The sequence below is a fragment of the Acidovorax sp. FG27 genome, assembly GCF_040365715.1.
Taxonomy (GTDB): domain Bacteria; phylum Pseudomonadota; class Gammaproteobacteria; order Burkholderiales; family Burkholderiaceae_C; genus Paracidovorax.
Map to the genome: position 1 here is coordinate 216765 of NZ_BAABVY010000010.1, position 16970 is coordinate 233734.

Genomic DNA, 16970 nt, shown 5'->3' on the forward strand with positions numbered 1-16970 from the left:
CGGGGCGGCCACGGCAGGGGCGGGCGGCGGGTGGGCGGCAGGTGGGCGCCTTGCGGTGCCTCCCGGCGCGCAGCGCGGGCTTTGCGCTGCATTCCTGCCGGGGTTCCCAGGGGCTTCGCGGCCCGATGTGCCATTCCCCCTTAGACTTTCGGGCTGGCGGCAGGCCCTTGCCGCTGTCTCATCCGCCCCTCGGCCGCCCGTCCCTGCCCATGTCCGCTCCCCTCGTCGCCACACCCGACTTCCCCAAGGCCCCTGGCCGGATGAGCGAGAAGGTGCGCCTGCACGACTGGAGCCGGCATCCCCTGGGCCCGGTGGCCGGCTGGCCGGTGGCGCTGCGGCTGGCGGTCGAATCGATGCTGGCCAACCAGATCGCCTGCTGCATCCTCTGGGGCGAGGAGCACTATTTCTTCTACAACGATGCCTATGGCGTCATCCTGGGCGACAAGCCCGAGGCGCTGGGGCAGCCGACGCGCCAGGTGTGGAGCGAGATCTGGCCGTCGATCCTGCCCCTGGTGCAGGCGGCCTATGCGGGCCAGTCGACCTTCATCAAGGACTGGGAGCTGCAGATCGACCGCTACGGCATGCCCGAGCAGGCGTACTTCACCTTCTGCTACAGCCCGCTGCGCGACGAGCACGGCAACGTGGTCGGCCTGCTGGACACGGTGCTGGAGACCACCGGCAAGGTGCGGGTGGAGCAGCGGCTGCGCGAGCAGAACATGTCGCTGGAGAGCCAGGTCGCGGCGCGCACCGCCGACCGCAACCGGCTCTGGCAGAGCTCCGAGGCCTTGCTGATCGTCACCCGTTTCGACGGCGTGATCGTCACCGTCAACCCGGCCTGGACCGCCACGCTGGGCTGGTCCGAGGAAGAGACCGTGGGCCGCCACGTGCTGTCGTTCGCGCATTCCGAGGAAGCCGGCAACGTGCTGGCCGAGCTGGCCCGCCTGCAGAGCGGCGCCACCCGCAGCCAGGCCACGCAGCGCTACCGGCACCGCGACGGCAGCGACCGCTGGATCGCCTGGACGGCGACGCCCGCCGACGGCTTTCTGCAGGGCGTGGGCCGCGACGTGACGCAGGAGCGGGCGCAGACCGCCGCGCTGCACGATGCCGAGGAGCGGCTGCGCCAGAGCCAGAAGATGGAGGCCGTGGGCCAGCTCACCGGCGGCATCGCCCACGATCTGAACAACATGCTGCAGGGCATCGTGCTGCCGCTGCAGCTCATCCGCCAGCGCGTGGCGCAGCAGCGCTATGGCGACATTCCCCGCTACGTGGACGCGGGCCTCGCGTCGGCCCGGCGGGCCGGCTCGCTCACGCAGCGGCTGCTGGCGTTCTCGCGCCGCCAGCCGCTGGCGTCGCGCGCCGTCGACCTGGGCGAGTCGCTGCACGGCCTGGAGGCGGTGCTGCGCACCACGTGCGGCGAGAACATCGGCCTGACCGTGGACGTGCCCCACGCGTGCTGGCGGGCGCTTACCGACGCGCACCAGTTCGAGAGCGCCATCCTGAACCTGGCCATCAACGCCCGCGATGCCATGCCGCAGGGTGGCGATCTGCGCATCTCCGTGCGCAACTGCTCGCTGGGCGCCGAGCAGGCCAGCCTGCACCAGGGCCTGGAGCCGGGCGACTACGTGTGCGTGACGGTGGCGGACACCGGCACCGGCATGCCCCGCGACGTGATCGAGCGCGCCTTCGACCCGTTCTTCACCACCAAGCCCATCGGGCAGGGCACGGGCCTGGGGCTGTCGATGATCTACGGCTACATGCGCCAGACCGGCGGCCTCGCCGTGATCGACAGCGCGGTGGGCGAGGGCACGCGGGTGCATCTGTACTTCGTGCGCACCGAGACGTCGGACGAGCCGCAGCCGTCCGAATTCCTCGACAGCCAGCCCGCCGACAAGCGTCCGGACTCCACCCTGGTGGTGGAGGACGACGACACCGTGCGGTCGCTGGCCGTGGAGCTGCTGCGCGACATGGGCTTTCAGGTCATGCAGGCGGCCAGCGGCACCGAGGCCATGGCGCTGCTCTCCGGCGCGCTGCATTTCGATCTGCTGCTCTCGGACGTGGGCCTGCCCGGCCCGAACGGCCGCCAGGTGGCCGACTTCGCCCGCGAGAAGCTGCCGGGCATCCGCGTGATCCTGATGACCGGGTACGCGGAGCAGGCGGCGATGAACCCGAACTTCCTGGGCGCGCAGATGGAGCTGCTGGTCAAGCCGTTCGATGCGCAGGCGCTGGTCTCCAAGGTGCGGACCGTGATGGGCGCGATGCCGCCCACCGTGCCCGCCCCGGGCGGGGCCGGCGCGGCCGAACCGGACACCATTCCGGGCGGGCTGTATCCGCTGTCCTGACGGGCGCTCGGCACCTGAATTGAAGGTCATTTCGGCCTTCAGCGCCGGTAGATATTGCGCATGTAGCTATAATAAAAATAGCATTCGAGTCCGGCCACGGCGGCGCGATGCGTCCGGTGTGCCCCCCCATCGGTACATAACGCAGGCATCTATCCAACCAACGAATGGTTCGTTGCCCCCGCGCCGCCAGGCCCGTACATTCCACCCCTTTTGTCTGCGGCAGCCAGCGTCTTCGCGTCCACGGGCGTCGTTGCGTCGTGCCTCTTTTTGCATCACATGATCGATTTACGGGGTATCACCCAGATTTACCAGGGCCCGCGAGGCCCCGTGGAGGCGTTGCGCGGCATCGACCTGCACATCGAGCCGGGCGAGGTGTTCGGCATCATCGGCAAGAGCGGCGCGGGCAAGAGCTCGCTGGTGCGCGTCATCAACCTGCTCAACCGGCCCACCACCGGCCAGGTGATCGTGGGCGGGCGCGACCTGGCGCAGATGAACGACGCCCAGCTGCGCGAGGCGCGCCGGGGCATCGGCATGGTGTTCCAGCACTTCAACCTGCTGTCGTCGCGCACGGTGTGGGGCAACGCCGCGCTGCCGCTGGAGCTGGCCGGCATGGACCGCGCCGCCATCCAGCAGCGCGTGGGGCCGCTGCTGGAGCTGGTGGGCCTGTCGGCGCTGGCCGACCGCTACCCCGCGCAGATCAGCGGCGGGCAGAAGCAGCGGGTGGGCATCGCCCGGGCGCTCGCCAGCCGGCCGCAGGTGCTGCTGTCGGACGAGGCGACCTCGGCGCTGGACCCGGAGACCACGCGGTCCATCCTCGCGCTGCTGCGTCAGGTGAACCGCGAGCTGGGCCTGACGGTGGTGCTCATCACCCACCAGATGCAGGTCATCAAGCAGGTGGCCGACCGCGTGGCCGTGATCGACGCCGGCCGCATCGTGGAGCAGGGGCCGGTGCTGCAGGTGTTCACCCGCCCGCAGCAGGCGATCACCCAAAGCCTGATCGACGAGATCGTCCCGCAGGAGCTGCCCGCCAGCGTGCTTGAGCACGTGCGCCACCTGGCCTCGCAGTTGCCCGCGCACGAGACGGGCGAGCTGCTGCGGCTGGCTTACTCGGGCGAGCGGGCCTACCAGCCGATTCTGTCGCGCCTGATCCGCGATCACGGGCTGGACCTGTCCATCCTGCATGGGCAGATCGACGAGATCCAGGGCCAGACCTTCGGCTCGCTCGCGGTGTACGTGAGCGGGGAGGGCCAGCGCCTGGCGGCCGCCGTGGCGCAGCTGCGCGCCGAGGGCGTGGCGGTGGATGAAGTCAAGGTGTCCGCTGGTGCGGGCGCCATTGGTGTGGAGGCGTGAAGCGCGATGTTCGAGAACTTTTCTGAAATGATGCTGGAGCTGTTCGTCACCTCGCTCTGGGAGACGCTCATCATGGTCGGCATCTCGGGCCTGGCGGGCGCCTTGATCGGCATTCCGCTCGGCGTCTTCCTGCGGCTGACCGACCAGGGCGGCGTGCTGGAAAACGGCGCCGTCAACAAGACGGTGGGCTGGATCGTGAACGCCGTGCGTTCCACGCCGTTCATCATCCTGCTGGTGGCGATCATTCCGTTCACCCGCTTCATCACCGGCTCGTCCATCGGCACCGCGGCCGCCGTGGTGCCGCTCACCATCGCTGCAGCGCCCTTCGTGGCGCGGCTGGTGGAGGCGTCGCTGCGCGAGGTGGACAACGGCCTGATCGAGGCCGCTCAGGCCATGGGCGCCACCACCGGCCAGATCGTCTGGAAGGTGCTGCTGCCCGAAGCGCTGCCCGGCATCGTGGCCGGCCTGACCATCACCTTCGTGAGCCTTACCGGCTATTCGGCCATGGCCGGCGCCATCGGCGGCGGGGGTCTGGGCGACCTGGGCATCCGCTACGGCTACCAGCGCTTCCTGCCCGACATCATGCTCGCCGTCGTGGTGGTGTTGATCTTCTTCGTGCAGGCCGTCCAGAGCCTGGGCGACTGGGCCGTGCGCCGGCTCAGCCACCGCTGAACGCAGTGCCGCCGCGCCGGCCCGGTCTGCCGGCGCGACCGGTGCTGTGATGGTCCCTTTTCACCGCGAAGGGGTATCGACCGGTCGGCCCGCAGGATTAGAGCCCAAACCCTAGAATCGCGGCAACAATTGTTTACAAGGCGATTCCATGCGGTTTTCTCTGATGACGGTGGCGAGGCGGCTTTACCTGGGTTTCGGCGTGATCCTGGCCGTGCTGGTGGTGGTGACGGGGGTCGCCCTTGCCAAGGTGCAGTGGGTGAACGACGCGCTGCGCGCCAACAGCGAAGAGCATGTGCTGGTGCAGCGCTACGCCATCAACTTCCGCGGCTCCGCGCATGACCGCTCTATCGCCGTGCGCGACGTGGTGCTGAGCGCCACCCCGCAGGAGCGGCAGCGCGAGGTGGAGACCATCGCTGCGCTCGCCGCGTTCTACGCGCAGTCCGCCGGACCGCTCGAACAGCTCATCGCCCGGCCCGGCGCCGCGCCGGAACTGGCGCGCCTCTATGCGGACATCCGCCAGATCGAAGCCCAGGCGGTGAACACCACGCGGACCATCGTCGCGCAGGCGGAGGCGGGCGACCTCGCCGCCGCGCGCGAGGCGCTGTGGACGCAGGCCAAGCCCCAATACGTGCAGTGGCTGGCTTCGATCAACCGGTTGATCGACTTTGAGGAGGCACGCATCCAGGCCGAGAACCAGACCGCCCTGCGGCACGCGGGCGGCTTCCTTTTCGTGATGCTGACCGCCCTGGTGCTGGCGCTCCTGCTGAGCGGGGCGGTGGCCTGGTGGGTGTCGCGCAGCATCGTGCATCAGCTGGGCGCCGAACCCCAGGCGCTGGCCGAGGTGGCCAGCCAAGTCGCGGCGGGCGATCTGAGCCCGGTGACAGCGGCGGGTGGCGGGCGCCTGCGCGAAGGCAGCGTGATGGCGTCGCTTGCCGCCATGCAGGCCAGCCTGGCGACGGTAGTCGAGAAGGTGCGCGTGGCCTCCGAGGCGATGGCCTCCGATTCGCTGGAGATCGCCAGCGGCAATAGCGGGCTGCTGCAGCGCACCGAGGAGCAGGCCGCCAACCTGCAGCAGACGGCAGCGTCGATGGAGCAGATGACGGCGACCGTGAAGCACAACGCCGACTCTGCGCGCCAGGCGACGCAACTGGCCACGTCGGCCAGCGCCACGGCGGCGAAAGGGGGAGCAGCGGTGGGCCAGGTGGTGTCGACGATGGAAGGCATCACCGCCAGCTCGCGGCAGATCGCGGACATCATCGGCGTGATCGACGGCATCGCCTTCCAGACCAACATCCTCGCGCTGAACGCCGCCGTGGAGGCGGCGCGGGCGGGCGAGCAGGGGCGGGGTTTCGCCGTGGTGGCGTCCGAGGTGCGCAGCCTGGCGCAGCGAAGCGCCGCGGCGGCCAGGGAGATCAAGGCGCTCATCGACAGCAGCGTGGGCAGGGTCGAGGAGGGCGCGAGGCTGGTGGGCGACGCCGGCGCCACCATGACCGACATCGTCACCCAGGTGCAGCGGGTGGCCGACCTGATCGCGGAGATCAGCGCCGCGACCATCGAGCAGACCAGCGGCATCGCCCAGGTGAGCGACGCCGTGACGCAACTGGACCGTGCCACGCAGCAGAACGCCTCGCTGGTGGAGCAGAGCGCCGGCGCCGCCGATGGCCTCAAGCAGCAGGCGGCGCATCTGGCGCAAGTGGTGAGCGTGTTCAAGCTGCGGCACGCCTGACGTCTTCCGTCTGCCGTCTGCCGTCTCCAGCCATTGCCGCCGCAGGCCCCCGATACGGAATCACGATGGCGTTCGATATATCCGATTGGTTGTAACGACATGAACAACCATTCGTTCCGGTTCTGCCCGCAAACCCCTACGATCACCGCCCAGTCCATCCAACAAAGGTAATTTTGTCGTGAACAAGCGCTCCCTGCTCCGTGCCACCCTCGCTCTTTCCGTGGCGGCCAGCCTCTCTTCTGGCGTTCTGGCGCAAGACAAGCCCATCAAGATCGGCGTGACCGCCGGCCCACATGCCCAGATCCTCGAGGCCGTGAAGAAGACGGCCGAGAAGGACGGCCTGAAGATCCAGATCGTCGAGTTCAGCGACTATGTGCAGCCCAACGCGGCCCTGGCGGCCGGCGACCTGGACGCCAACAGCTACCAGCACAAGCCGTATCTGGACGCGCAGGTCAAGGACCGTGGCTACAAGCTGGTGTCGGTCGGCTACACCGTCAACTTCCCCATCGGCCTGTACTCCAAGAAAGTCAAGAAGCTGGAAGACCTGAAGGAAGGCGCGCGCTTCGGCATTCCGAACGACCCCACGAACGGCGGCCGCGTGCTGCTGGTGCTGCAGGACAAGGGCCTCATCAAGCTGAAAGACGGCGCGGGCCTGAAGGCCACGCCGCTGGACGTGACGAGCAACCCCAAGAAGCTGCGCTTCGTGGAGCTGGACGCGGCCCAGCTGGCCCGCTCGCTGGACGACCTCGATGCCGCCGCCGTCAACACCAACTTCGCCCTGTCGGCCGGCCTGAACCCGGGCAAGGACGCCATCGCGCAGGAAAGCGCGAAGAGCCCCTACGTCAACATCATCGCCGTGCGCGAGGCCGACAAGGACAAGCCCTGGGTCGCCAAGCTGGTGAAGGCCTACCAGTCGGAAGACACGCGCCAGTTCATCCAGACGGAGTTCAAGGGCGCCGTGCTGGCCGGCTGGTAAACGGCACCCCGGCTGACCCCGCCGGCCGCTCCGCGGCCCGCAGACTGCCGCCAGAGCGGCGGGCATCAAGGCTTGCGAGCAGCGCAGGCCTTTTTATTTGTGGAAACCGCGACGAGGAATCCGCCCATGGCCCATTTCGAGATCGATCAGCTGGTGCAATCCCTGCACGCGGTGCGCCGCGAATGGCGCGAGTCGCAGAACCGCTCGCAGGAGCCGGGCGGCCGCGAGCTGCCCTCGCGCGAAGCGGTCGCCCAGGCGCTGGAGCAGCTGAAGGGGGCGCTCTTTCCGATGCGCCTGGGCCCGCACGACCTGCGGCAGGAAAGCGAGGACCTGTACGTGGGCCACACGCTCGATCTGGCGCTGCACACGCTGATGGCGCAGGCCCAGCTGGAGCTGCGCGCCAGTGCCCGCCAGCACGGCCTGCCGAGCGACGCCGACACGCCCCGGCAGGCGCAAGAAGCGATCCAGACCTTCGCCCGGGCGTTGCCGCAGATCCGCCGCCTGCTCGACAGCGACGTGCTGGCCGCCTACCGGGGCGACCCGGCGGCCCGCAGCGTGGACGAAGTGCTGCTCTGCTACCCGGGCGTGCTGGCCATGATCCACCACCGCATCGCGCACCAGCTTTACGGCCTGGGCCTGCCGCTGCTGGCACGCATCGCGGCGGAATTGGCCCATGGCCAGACCGGCATCGACATCCATCCGGGCGCGCGCATCGGCGCCGGGTTCTTCATCGACCACGGCACCGGCGTCGTCATCGGCGAGACGGCGGTCATCGGCGAGCGGGTGCGGGTGTACCAGGCCGTGACGCTGGGCGCCAAGCGCTTTCCGACCGACGCCGAAGGCGTGCTGCAAAAGGGCCTGCCGCGCCACCCGGTGGTGGAAGACGACGTGGTGATCTATGCCGGCGCCACCGTGCTGGGCCGCGTCACGCTGGGCCGGGACGCCGTGATCGGCGGCAACGTATGGCTGACGCACGACGTGCCGGCGGGCGGCCATGTGTCGCAGGCCGTGGCACGCGGCGGCAGCGACGCCGGCAGTGCCGCCGAACTGGGCACCGAGGCGGCGCGGTGAGCCACCCGCCGCGCCACTAGCGTGTCGCGGCCTGGGCCTGGGCCGGGGCCGACGGGGTGAAGTCTTCGCGCACCCGCAGGTAGCTGGCGAAACGCGGCAGCCTGCCCTCGTGCGTGCCGCGATACCGGTAGGTCACCCAGCTGCCGATGGACGGCGGCGCGCGCCGCTCGGCATCGGTGAAACCGGTGCCCAGCTTGAAGCGCCGGCCTTCGGGTGTTTCCACCAGCAGCGCGCCCAGCACGCCCGCATGCCGGCCCTGGCCAGGCAGGTGGGCGACGACGCGGGCTTCGGCATCGTCGTGCGTCTTGACCTTCAGCAAATCGTCGCTGCGCCCGCTGCGGTAGGGCGCGCTGCCCCGGTGCAGCATCAGCCCTTCGCCGCCGGCACGCACGGTGCGGCGCAGCAGGGCCTGCAATTGCGCGTCGTCGGCGACGCGCTGCTGGGGCACGGCCCGCACCCACGGCTGGGCGATGCGTGCGACGGTTTCCTGGAGCGCCGGCAGCCGCTCGTCGAAGGGGCCGCCGTGTGCAGGCAGGTCGAACACCATGAAAACGAGGGAGCGCCATGCGGCGTCCTGCGGCTGCTGCTGGCGCACGGTGGACTGCGCCTGGCCGAACCGGCCGCGCCCGGCCCACAGCTCGCCGTCCAGCGGGGTGGAGGGCCAGCCCTGCGTGAACCAGGCGGGTGCGTGAATGGTTTCGCCGCCGCGGGTGCGCAGGGTGCGGCCATCCCAGAAGCCGCGCACGCCGTCGTACTTCTCGCTGACCCAGTAGTCCTTCAGCGGCACGCCCCCACGGTAGCTGTTGGCCAGCCAGACGGCGGGAGCGGCCGGTGCGCTCCCCTGGGCCGGGGCCGGCAGCGGCGCCAGCAGAGCCGCCAGGGCTCCGGCCACCGCGAGCAACAGCAGGCGCCGGGATGGCATCATGCTATCGATTCGGTAGCTGCAGGTGCTTGATCCATCAGCGCCGCAGCCCGTTTTGACCCGGATTTCAGGCCAGATTGGCGCTGTCCCGGCTGATACCTCCGGTCTGGCTGAAGCCGCCGTCGACATACATGATCTCGGCCGTCACGCCGCTCGCCAGGTCCGACAGCAAAAAGGCCGCGGCATTGCCCACGTCCTCGATTGTGACGTTGCGGCGCAGCGGCGAGGCGTCGGCCACGGTGCCCAGCAGCTTGCCGAAGTCTTTGATGCCGCTGGCCGCCAGCGTCTTGATGGGGCCGGCGCTGATGCCGTTGGCGCGCATGCCCTTGGGGCCGAGCGATTCGGCCAGGTAGCGCACGCTGGCTTCCAGGCTGGCCTTGGCCAGGCCCATGGTGTTGTAGTTGGGCACGGCCCGCAGAGCGCCCAGGTAGCTCAGGGTGAGCACGGCGGCCTTCTCGTTCAGATAGGGCAGGGCGGCCTTGGCCATGGCTGGGAAGCTGTAGGCGCTGATGTCGTGCGCGATGCGGAACGACTCGCGAGACAGGCCTTCGAGGAAGTCGCCGGCGATGGCCTCGCGCGGCGCGAAGCCGATGCTGTGCACGAAGCCGTCGAACTTCGGCCAGGTCTTGGCGAGGTCGGTGAACATACGCTCGATCTGCTCGTCGCTGCCCACGTCGCAGTCGAAGATCAGCTGGGAATCGAACTCGGCTGCGAAGTCGGTGATGCGGTCCTTGAATCGCTCGCCCACATAGCTGAAGGCCAGCTCGGCACCCTGGGCGCGGCAGGCCTTGGCGATGCCGTAGGCGATGGAACGGTTGGACAGGACGCCCGTGATGAGCAGCTTCTTGCCGGCAAGGAAACCCATGTGTCGTTTTCTCCAGAGGAAATGCGGGGGAAGAGGGCGGCCGGGCGTGCCGGCGGGGAATGTGCCCCGACAGCGCTGGCCCGGCGCCGCCGTGGTGCAGAATTGTCGCATGCGGTTCTTGGCGATCTGTCTGCTGTGGGGAAGCTCTCTCGTTGCCGTGCCGGCGTGGGCCGCGCATGGCTACGCCCTGTGGGACGATCTCAAGTACCCGGCCGGCTTTGCGCACTTCGACTACGTGAATCCCGACGCGCCCCGGGGCGGCGAGCTGCGCATGGTGAGCAACCTGCGCTATTCCACCTTCGACAAGTACAACCCGTTCACCATCAAGGGCTCGCCGCCGGCGTACCTTTCGTCCCTGCTGTTCGACACCTTGCTGACGGGATCGATGGACGAGACCGCCTCCGGCTACGGCCTGCTGGCCGAGGACGTGGAGGTGCCGCCCGACCACCGCAGCGCCACCTTCCGCCTGCGCGCCGAGGCGCGCTTCCACGACGGCAGCCCGGTCGAGGCGGCCGACGTGAGGCACACCTACGACACGCTGACCGGCCCCCATGCCTCGCCCGGCTACGCCACGCTGCTGCAGGACGTGGAGGCCGTCGACGTGCTGGACCGCCGCACGGTGCGCTTTCGCTTCAAGCAGGCCAACCGCGAGCTGCCGCTGACCGTGGGCGGCCTGCCCATCTTCAGCCGCGCCTGGGGGCGCCAGGCGGACGGCAAGGCCAAGCGCTTCGACGAGATCGTGACCGACACGCCCATCGGCAGCGGCCCCTACCGCATCGGGCCGGTCGATTTCGGCCGCGACATCACCTACCAGCGCGACCCGAACTACTGGGCGCGGGGCCTGAATGTGAACCGGGGCCAGTACAACTTCGACCGCATCACGGTGAAGATCTACCGCGACAACACGGCCCGGCTCGAGGCCATGAAGGCGGGGGAGTTCGACTTCATGACCGTCTATTCCGCTGGCGACTGGGCGCGCCGCATCGACGGCAAGCTGTTCCGCCATGGCGTGCTGGTCAAGAAGGAATTCAGACACCAGCTGCCGGCTGGTTTCCAGAGCTACGTGCTGAACACGCGCCGCCCTCTGCTCAAGGACGTGCGGGTGCGCGAGGCGCTGGGCCTTGCGATCGACTACGACTGGATGAACCGCCAGATGTTCTACGGCAGCTACCCGCGCGTGACCGACCTCTTCGGCAACACCGACTGCCAGGCCAGGGGCACGCCCGGACCCGAGGAACTGGCGCTGCTGGAGCCCTGGCGCGGCAAGGTGCCGGACGCTGTGTTCGGCGCCATGTACCAGCCGCCGGTGACCGAGGGCGAGGGCCACTCTCTGCGCGACAACCTGCGCCGTGCTCGCCAGCTGCTGGCCGACGCCGGCTGGACCTACCGCGATGGCGCCCTGCGCAACGCCCAGGGCCAGTCCATGGTGCTGGAGTACGTGGACAGCAAGGAAGCCGGCGCGCGCACCGTCACGCCCTGGATCCGCAACCTGGAGAAGCTGGGCATCACGCTGCGCTTCGCCTCGGTGGACTTCGCGCTCTACCTGCAGCGCATGGACAAGTTCGACTTCGACATCATTTCGCTCAACTACCCCGGCACGTACAACCCGGGCCAGGAAATGCAGGAGCTGTTCGGCAGCCAGCGCGTGGACGTGGAGGGCGGCAGCAACCATGCGGGCGTGAAGAGCCCGGCCGTCGATGCGATGGTCCAGGCCCTGACCCGCGCCCGCACCAAGGACGAACTGCTGCCCGCCTGCCGCGCGCTCGACCGCATCATCATGCACAGCCACTACCTCATCCCGCAGTGGTTCCTGTCGTCGCACCGCGCCGTGTACAACCAGCAGCGGCTGGGTTACCGCGAGCCCATGCCGCCTTATGCGAAAGCAGAGGAATGGGTCCTGTCCACCTGGTGGAGCAAGTGAGAGACCACCCCCCTGAGGCGCTGCGCGCCTTCCCCCCGCTCTCGCCGTGCTGCGCACCGCGGGCAGGGGGACGCCGCCGGTGGCCTGGCAAAGCCAGTTCCACGGCGTCCACTGGCATGGCCTGCTCCGCGGCCATCGGACGGGTCATGCTGCGCTGCTTCCGGTGCGCGTGGATGCGGCGCAGCGCCGGGAATCACTGAAGCGCTCACGAATCACCCATGCTCGCCTACATCGCCAAACGCCTCCTGTTGATGGTGCCCACCCTGCTGGGCGTGCTGCTGCTGACCTTCGTGGTGATCCAGTTCGTGCCGGGCGGCCCGGTGGAGCAGTACCTGGCGGAGGCCCGCACGGCGGCGGGCAAGGGCGGCGGGGCGGAGTCGGGCGGCATGAACTACCGGGGCGACCAGGGCGTGGACCCGAAGCGGCTCGAGCAGATCAAGGCGCTCTACGGCTTCGACAAGCCCGCGCCCGAGCGCTTCTGGCAGATGCTGGGGCAGTTCGCCCGCTTCGATTTGGGAACCAGCTTCTTCCAGAACAAGAGCGTGTGGGAGCTGGTCAAGGAAAAGCTGCCGGTTTCCATCAGCCTGGGGCTCTGGACCTTCTTCATCAGCTACCTGGTCGCCGTGCCGCTGGGCGTGGCCAAGGCGGTGCGGGCGGGCTCGCGCTTCGACCTGGTGACCACGCTCCTCATCCTGGTGGGCTATGCCATTCCCGGTTTCGTGCTGGGCGTGGCGCTCCTGGTCATCTTCGGCGGCCAGCTGCAGTGGTTCCCGCTGCGGGGGCTCACATCGTCCAACTGGGACCAGCTGAGCTGGGGCGCCCGCATCGCCGACTACCTCTGGCACATCACGCTGCCGGTGACGGCCATGGTGGCGGGCAGCTTCGCGGTGACGGCCATGCTGACCAAGAACGCGTTCCTGGAAGAGATCCGCAAGCAGTACGTGCTGACGGCGCGGGCCAAGGGCCTTTCCGAGCGGCAGGTGCTCTGGAAGCACGTCTTTCGCAACGCGCTGATTCCCATCGTCACCGGCTTTCCAGCGGCCTTCATCGGCGCGTTCTTCACCGGCTCGCTGCTGATCGAGACGCTGTTCTCGCTGGACGGCCTCGGGCTGCTCAGCTATGAGAGCGTGATCCGCCGCGACTACCCCGTGGTGCTGGGCACGCTCTACCTCTTCACGCTGATCGGGCTGGTCACCAAGCTCATCAGCGACCTCTGCTACGTGTGGGTGGACCCCCGCGTGAAGTTCGACTGACCCGCCCATGAACGCGACGACGCCGCCGCCTTCCTCCGCCAGTGTGACCGCTACCGTGCCCGCGCCCGGGCGCTCGATGTCGCCCCCATCCTCACCCTCCCACCGCGCCTGGCAGCGCTTCAAGCGCAACCGGCTGGGCTTCTGGAGCCTGATCGTCTTCTGCGTGCTGGTCGCCCTCAGCCTGGGCGCCGAGCTGGTCAGCAACGACCGGCCGCTCATCGTGCGCTACGAAGGGCAGACCTACTTTCCGCTCTTCAAGACCTACCCGGAGACGACCTTCGGCGGCGACTTCGATACGCCGACCGACTACCTGGACCCGTTCATCCAGGACCGCCTGCGCACGGGGAGCAACTGGGCGCTCTACACCCTGAACCCCTACGGGCCCAACACCGTCAACTACTTCGCCAGGTCGCCCAACCCGTCGGCCCCCACGGCCGAGAACTGGCTGGGCACCGACGATCGGGGCCGCGACATGGTGGCGCAGCTGCTCTACGGCTTTCGCGTGAGCGTGCTGTTCGGCCTGGCGCTCACCTTCACCGGCACGGTGCTGGGCCTGCTCACGGGCGCCATCCAGGGCTTCTTCGGCGGCCGGACGGATCTCGCCTTCCAGCGCTTCATCGAGATCTGGAGCTCCATGCCCGAGCTCTACCTGCTCATCATCTTCAGCGCGCTGTTCTCGCCCAGCCTCTCGCTGCTGCTCATCCTGCTGAGCCTCTTCGGCTGGATGGGGCTGTCGGACTACGTGCGCGCCGAATTCCTGCGCAACCGCCAGCTCGACTACGTAAAGGCCGCCCGCGCCCTGGGCGTGCCCAACGGGCAGATCATCTGGCGGCACATTTTGCCCAACAGCCTCACGCCGGTGGTCACCTTCCTGCCGTTCCGCATGAGCGCGGCGATCCTGTCGCTCACCTCGCTCGACTTCCTGGGCCTGGGCGTGCCGGCCGGAACGCCCAGCCTGGGCGAGCTGCTGAGCCAGGGCAAGAACAACATCGACGCCTGGTGGATTTCCCTCAGCACCTTCGGCGTGCTGGTCGGCACGCTGCTGCTGCTCACCTTCATGGGCGACGCGCTGCGCGACGCCCTCGACCCCCGCAAGGCCGACCGATGACCACCGACGCTTCCCAGGCACCCGCCCCGCATCGCCAGGGCGAGCCGCTGCTGCGCGTGCAGGACCTCGACGTGCGCTTCGGCGACAAGCAGGTCGTTCGCGGCGTCAGCTTCGACATCGCGGCCGGCGAAAAGCTCGCGCTGGTGGGCGAATCCGGCTCGGGCAAGACCATCACGGCCCTGTCGCTGCTGCGCCTCACGGGCGAGGCGCAGCTGGGCGGCCATGCCTGGATGGGCGGGCGCGATCTGCTGGCGCTGTCCGAGCGCGAACTGCGCGGCGTGCGCGGCGGCGACATCGCCATGATCTTCCAGGAGCCGATGACCGCGCTCAACCCGCTGATGGCGGTGGGCGACCAGATCGCCGAGGTGCTGGAGCTCAAGGAGGCCCTGGCGCGCGGCCAGTCGGGGCAGGCGGCCGTCGAATTGCTGGCGAGCACCGGCATTCCCGACCCCGCCCGGCGTGCGCGGGCGTTCCCGCACCAGCTCTCCGGCGGGCAACGCCAGCGCGCCATGATCGCCATGGCGCTGGCCAGCCGGCCGCGCCTGCTGCTGGCCGACGAGCCCACCACCGCGCTGGACGTGACGCTGCGCGGCCAGATCCTCGACCTGCTGTCCGACCTGCAGCGGCAGACCGGCATGGCGGTGCTGATGATCACCCACGACCTGAACCTGGTGCGGCGCTTCGCCGACCGCGTGGCGGTGATGGAGCGCGGCGTGCTGGTGGAAGAGGGCGCCGTCGGCGACGTGTTCGCCGCGCCCCGGCACCCCTACACGCGCCGCCTGATCGGCAGCGTGCCGGTGCGCGACGTGGTCGATACCCCGCCGCCCGCCGATGCGCCCCTGGCGGCGCGGGCGCAAGGCCTGCGGGTGGCCTACCCGACACCCTTGCCTGGCCTGCGCGGCTGGTTCGCCAAGGGCGAGTTCGTGGCGGTGAAGGGCGCTGACTTCGCCATTGCGCCCGGCCGCACGCTGGGCGTGGTGGGCGAATCGGGCTCGGGCAAGTCCACGCTGGCGCAGGCGCTGCTGGGCCTGCTGCCGCACCAGGGCGAGTTGTCCGTCGAGGGCCGCGCCTGGGAGCTGCCCGCGCAACGCAACACGCCGGCCAACCAGGCCCTGCGGCGCCGGGTGCAGGTGGTGTTCCAGGACCCGTTCTCGTCGCTGTCGCCGCGCCTCACGGTGGAAGAGATCGTGGGCGAAGGCCTGCGCGTGCATGCCCCGGGCCTGCCCCCCGCCGAGCGGCGCTCGAAGGTGCAGGCGGCCCTGGCCGACGTGGGCCTCGCCGAGGCGCAGTTCCCGGGCCTGCTGGAGCGCTATCCGCATGAATTCTCCGGCGGGCAGCGCCAGCGCCTGGCGGTGGCCCGCGCGCTCATCGTGGAGCCGCAGATCCTGGTGCTGGACGAACCCACCAGCGCGCTCGACGTCACCATCCAGCAGCAGGTGCTGTCGCTCTTGCAGCGGCTGCAGAAAGAGCGCGGTCTCTCGTACCTGCTCATCACCCACGACGTGGCGGTCATCCGCGCCATGGCGCACGACGTGCTCGTGATGAAGGACGGCGAGGTGCTCGAAACCGGGCCGGTCGCCCAGGTGCTGGATGCGCCGCGCCACCCCTATACGCAAAAGCTGGTGGCGGCGGCCCTGCCCGCCTGACCCACCTCACCGGTCCGCCGTCCCGCCTCACCGGCCGCCCTCGGGTGGCCCGCAGGCGGTCACCCTCCCGTCGCCCACACCGCCTCCATGACCGAATCCCTGTTCCCCGGCTTCACCCGCCACGACATTCCCACCGCCCCGGGCGTGCACATCCACGCCGCCTCAGGGGGCGAAGGCCCGCCGCTCCTGCTGCTGCACGGCCACCCGCAGACCCACGCCATCTGGCACAGGGTGGCGCCGCGCCTGGCGCGGCACTTCACCCTGGTGCTGGCCGACCTGCGCGGCTACGGCGACTCCGCCAAGCCGGCGGGCGACGACCGGCATGCGCTCTACAGCAAGCGCGCCATGGCCGCCGACATGCTGGCGTCGATGCGCCACCTGGGCCACGAGCGCTTCGCCGTGCTGGCCCATGACCGGGGCGCGCGCGTCGCGCACCGGCTCGCGGCCGACCATCCGCAGGCGGTGCGGCGGCTGGCGCTGCTCGACGTCGCCCCCACGGTGGCGATGTACGAGCAGACCGACGAGGCGTTCGCCCGGGCCTACTGGCACTGGTTCTTCCTCATCCAGCCGGCGCCGCTGCCCGAGCGGCTGATCGAGGCCGACCCTGCCGCCTACCTGCGCGACGTGGTGGGCCGGCGCAGCGCGGGCCTGGCGCCGTTCGATGCCCGCGCCCTGGCCGAATACGCCCGGTGCCTGGCGCTGCCCGGCGCGGCGCACGGCCTGTGCGAGGACTACCGCGCCGCGGCCGGCATCGACCTGGAGCACGACCGCGCCGACCGCGACGCGGGGCGCCGCCTGGAGATGCCGCTGATGGCCCTCTGGGGACGCGACGGCGTGGTGGAGCGCTGCTTCGACGCCCTGGCCGAGTGGCGCCGCGTGGCCACCGACGTGCGCGGCGGGCCGCTGCCCTGCGGCCACTACATCGCCGAGGAAGCGCCCGACGCCTTGCTGGAGGCGGTGCTGCCGTTCCTGCGGGAAGGCGCCGCGCAGGGCGACTGAGCCACGCGCCCACCGCGGCCGCCCCGGTCGCGCCCTCTTTTCCAAGCCAAAAGAGCACCCCGCGCTTGATGCACAAGCGCGGGGTGCTCTACTTTTCATAGCGTTGGGACCGCAGGCGGAGC

The 16970-nt window shown here is 69.7% G+C and carries 13 protein-coding genes; 11 read left to right on the forward strand and 2 right to left on the reverse strand.

Annotated features, from left to right (window positions below; translation table 11 throughout):
* Nucleotides 1-209: 209 nt before the first annotated feature.
* The 6 genes from ABWV53_RS14880 to epsC all read left to right on the forward strand — a co-directional run bounded on the left by ABWV53_RS14880 (nt 210) and on the right by epsC (nt 8134).
* Nucleotides 210-2339 carry a hybrid sensor histidine kinase/response regulator gene (locus ABWV53_RS14880; protein WP_353366915.1) on the forward strand — a complete coding sequence of 710 codons (2130 nt, stop codon included), beginning with the start codon at nt 210-212 and terminating at the stop codon, nt 2337-2339.
* Nucleotides 2340-2615: 276 nt separating this feature from the next.
* The gene (locus tag ABWV53_RS14885; protein WP_353366916.1) at nt 2616-3689 is read left to right on the forward strand and encodes a methionine ABC transporter ATP-binding protein; all 1074 of its coding nucleotides are present in this window, start codon (nt 2616-2618) and stop codon (nt 3687-3689) included.
* A gap of 6 nt (nt 3690-3695) precedes the next feature.
* On the forward strand, nt 3696-4361 hold the full coding sequence (locus tag ABWV53_RS14890) for a methionine ABC transporter permease (protein ID WP_056664756.1): 666 nt from the start codon (nt 3696-3698) through the stop codon (nt 4359-4361).
* 148 nt (nt 4362-4509) lie between these two features.
* Nucleotides 4510-6087 (forward strand): methyl-accepting chemotaxis protein, encoded by a 1578-nt coding sequence (locus ABWV53_RS14895; protein ID WP_353366917.1) that lies wholly within the window; start codon nt 4510-4512, stop codon nt 6085-6087.
* A gap of 178 nt (nt 6088-6265) precedes the next feature.
* Nucleotides 6266-7063 (forward strand): MetQ/NlpA family ABC transporter substrate-binding protein, encoded by a 798-nt coding sequence (locus ABWV53_RS14900; RefSeq protein ID WP_353366918.1) that lies wholly within the window; start codon nt 6266-6268, stop codon nt 7061-7063.
* A 126-nt stretch (nt 7064-7189) separates the two neighbouring features.
* Nucleotides 7190-8134 carry a serine O-acetyltransferase EpsC gene (gene epsC / locus ABWV53_RS14905; protein ID WP_353366919.1) on the forward strand — a complete coding sequence of 315 codons (945 nt, stop codon included), beginning with the start codon at nt 7190-7192 and terminating at the stop codon, nt 8132-8134.
* Nucleotides 8135-8150: 16 nt separating this feature from the next.
* Here the strand turns inward: epsC and ABWV53_RS14910 are convergent, their stop codons facing one another.
* Entirely contained in the window at nt 8151-9056 is a 906-nt protein-coding gene (locus tag ABWV53_RS14910; protein WP_353366978.1) for a DNA ligase, read from the reverse strand.
* Nucleotides 9057-9123: 67 nt separating this feature from the next.
* On the reverse strand, nt 9124-9921 hold the full coding sequence (gene fabI / locus ABWV53_RS14915; RefSeq protein WP_353366920.1) for an enoyl-ACP reductase FabI: 798 nt from the start codon (nt 9919-9921) through the stop codon (nt 9124-9126).
* Nucleotides 9922-10030: 109 nt separating this feature from the next.
* Here fabI and ABWV53_RS14920 point away from each other — a divergent pair, with 109 nt between their 5' ends.
* The 5 genes from ABWV53_RS14920 to ABWV53_RS14940 all read left to right on the forward strand — a co-directional run bounded on the left by ABWV53_RS14920 (nt 10031) and on the right by ABWV53_RS14940 (nt 16848).
* Nucleotides 10031-11842, forward strand: coding sequence for an extracellular solute-binding protein (locus tag ABWV53_RS14920; RefSeq protein WP_353366921.1), 1812 nt, complete (start codon nt 10031-10033; stop codon nt 11840-11842).
* A gap of 218 nt (nt 11843-12060) precedes the next feature.
* Entirely contained in the window at nt 12061-13095 is a 1035-nt protein-coding gene (locus ABWV53_RS14925; RefSeq protein ID WP_353366922.1) for a microcin C ABC transporter permease YejB, read from the forward strand.
* A 76-nt stretch (nt 13096-13171) separates the two neighbouring features.
* Nucleotides 13172-14203: an ABC transporter permease gene (locus tag ABWV53_RS14930; RefSeq protein ID WP_353366979.1), complete on the forward strand. Its 1032-nt coding sequence runs from the start codon at nt 13172-13174 to the stop codon at nt 14201-14203.
* Nucleotides 14200-15849 (forward strand): ABC transporter ATP-binding protein, encoded by a 1650-nt coding sequence (locus ABWV53_RS14935; RefSeq protein WP_353366923.1) that lies wholly within the window; start codon nt 14200-14202, stop codon nt 15847-15849. Before ABWV53_RS14930 ends, ABWV53_RS14935 begins: the two co-directional genes overlap by 4 nt.
* An 87-nt stretch (nt 15850-15936) precedes the next feature.
* The gene (locus ABWV53_RS14940) at nt 15937-16848 is read left to right on the forward strand and encodes an alpha/beta fold hydrolase (RefSeq protein ID WP_353366924.1); all 912 of its coding nucleotides are present in this window, start codon (nt 15937-15939) and stop codon (nt 16846-16848) included.
* Nucleotides 16849-16970 lie beyond the last annotated feature (122 nt).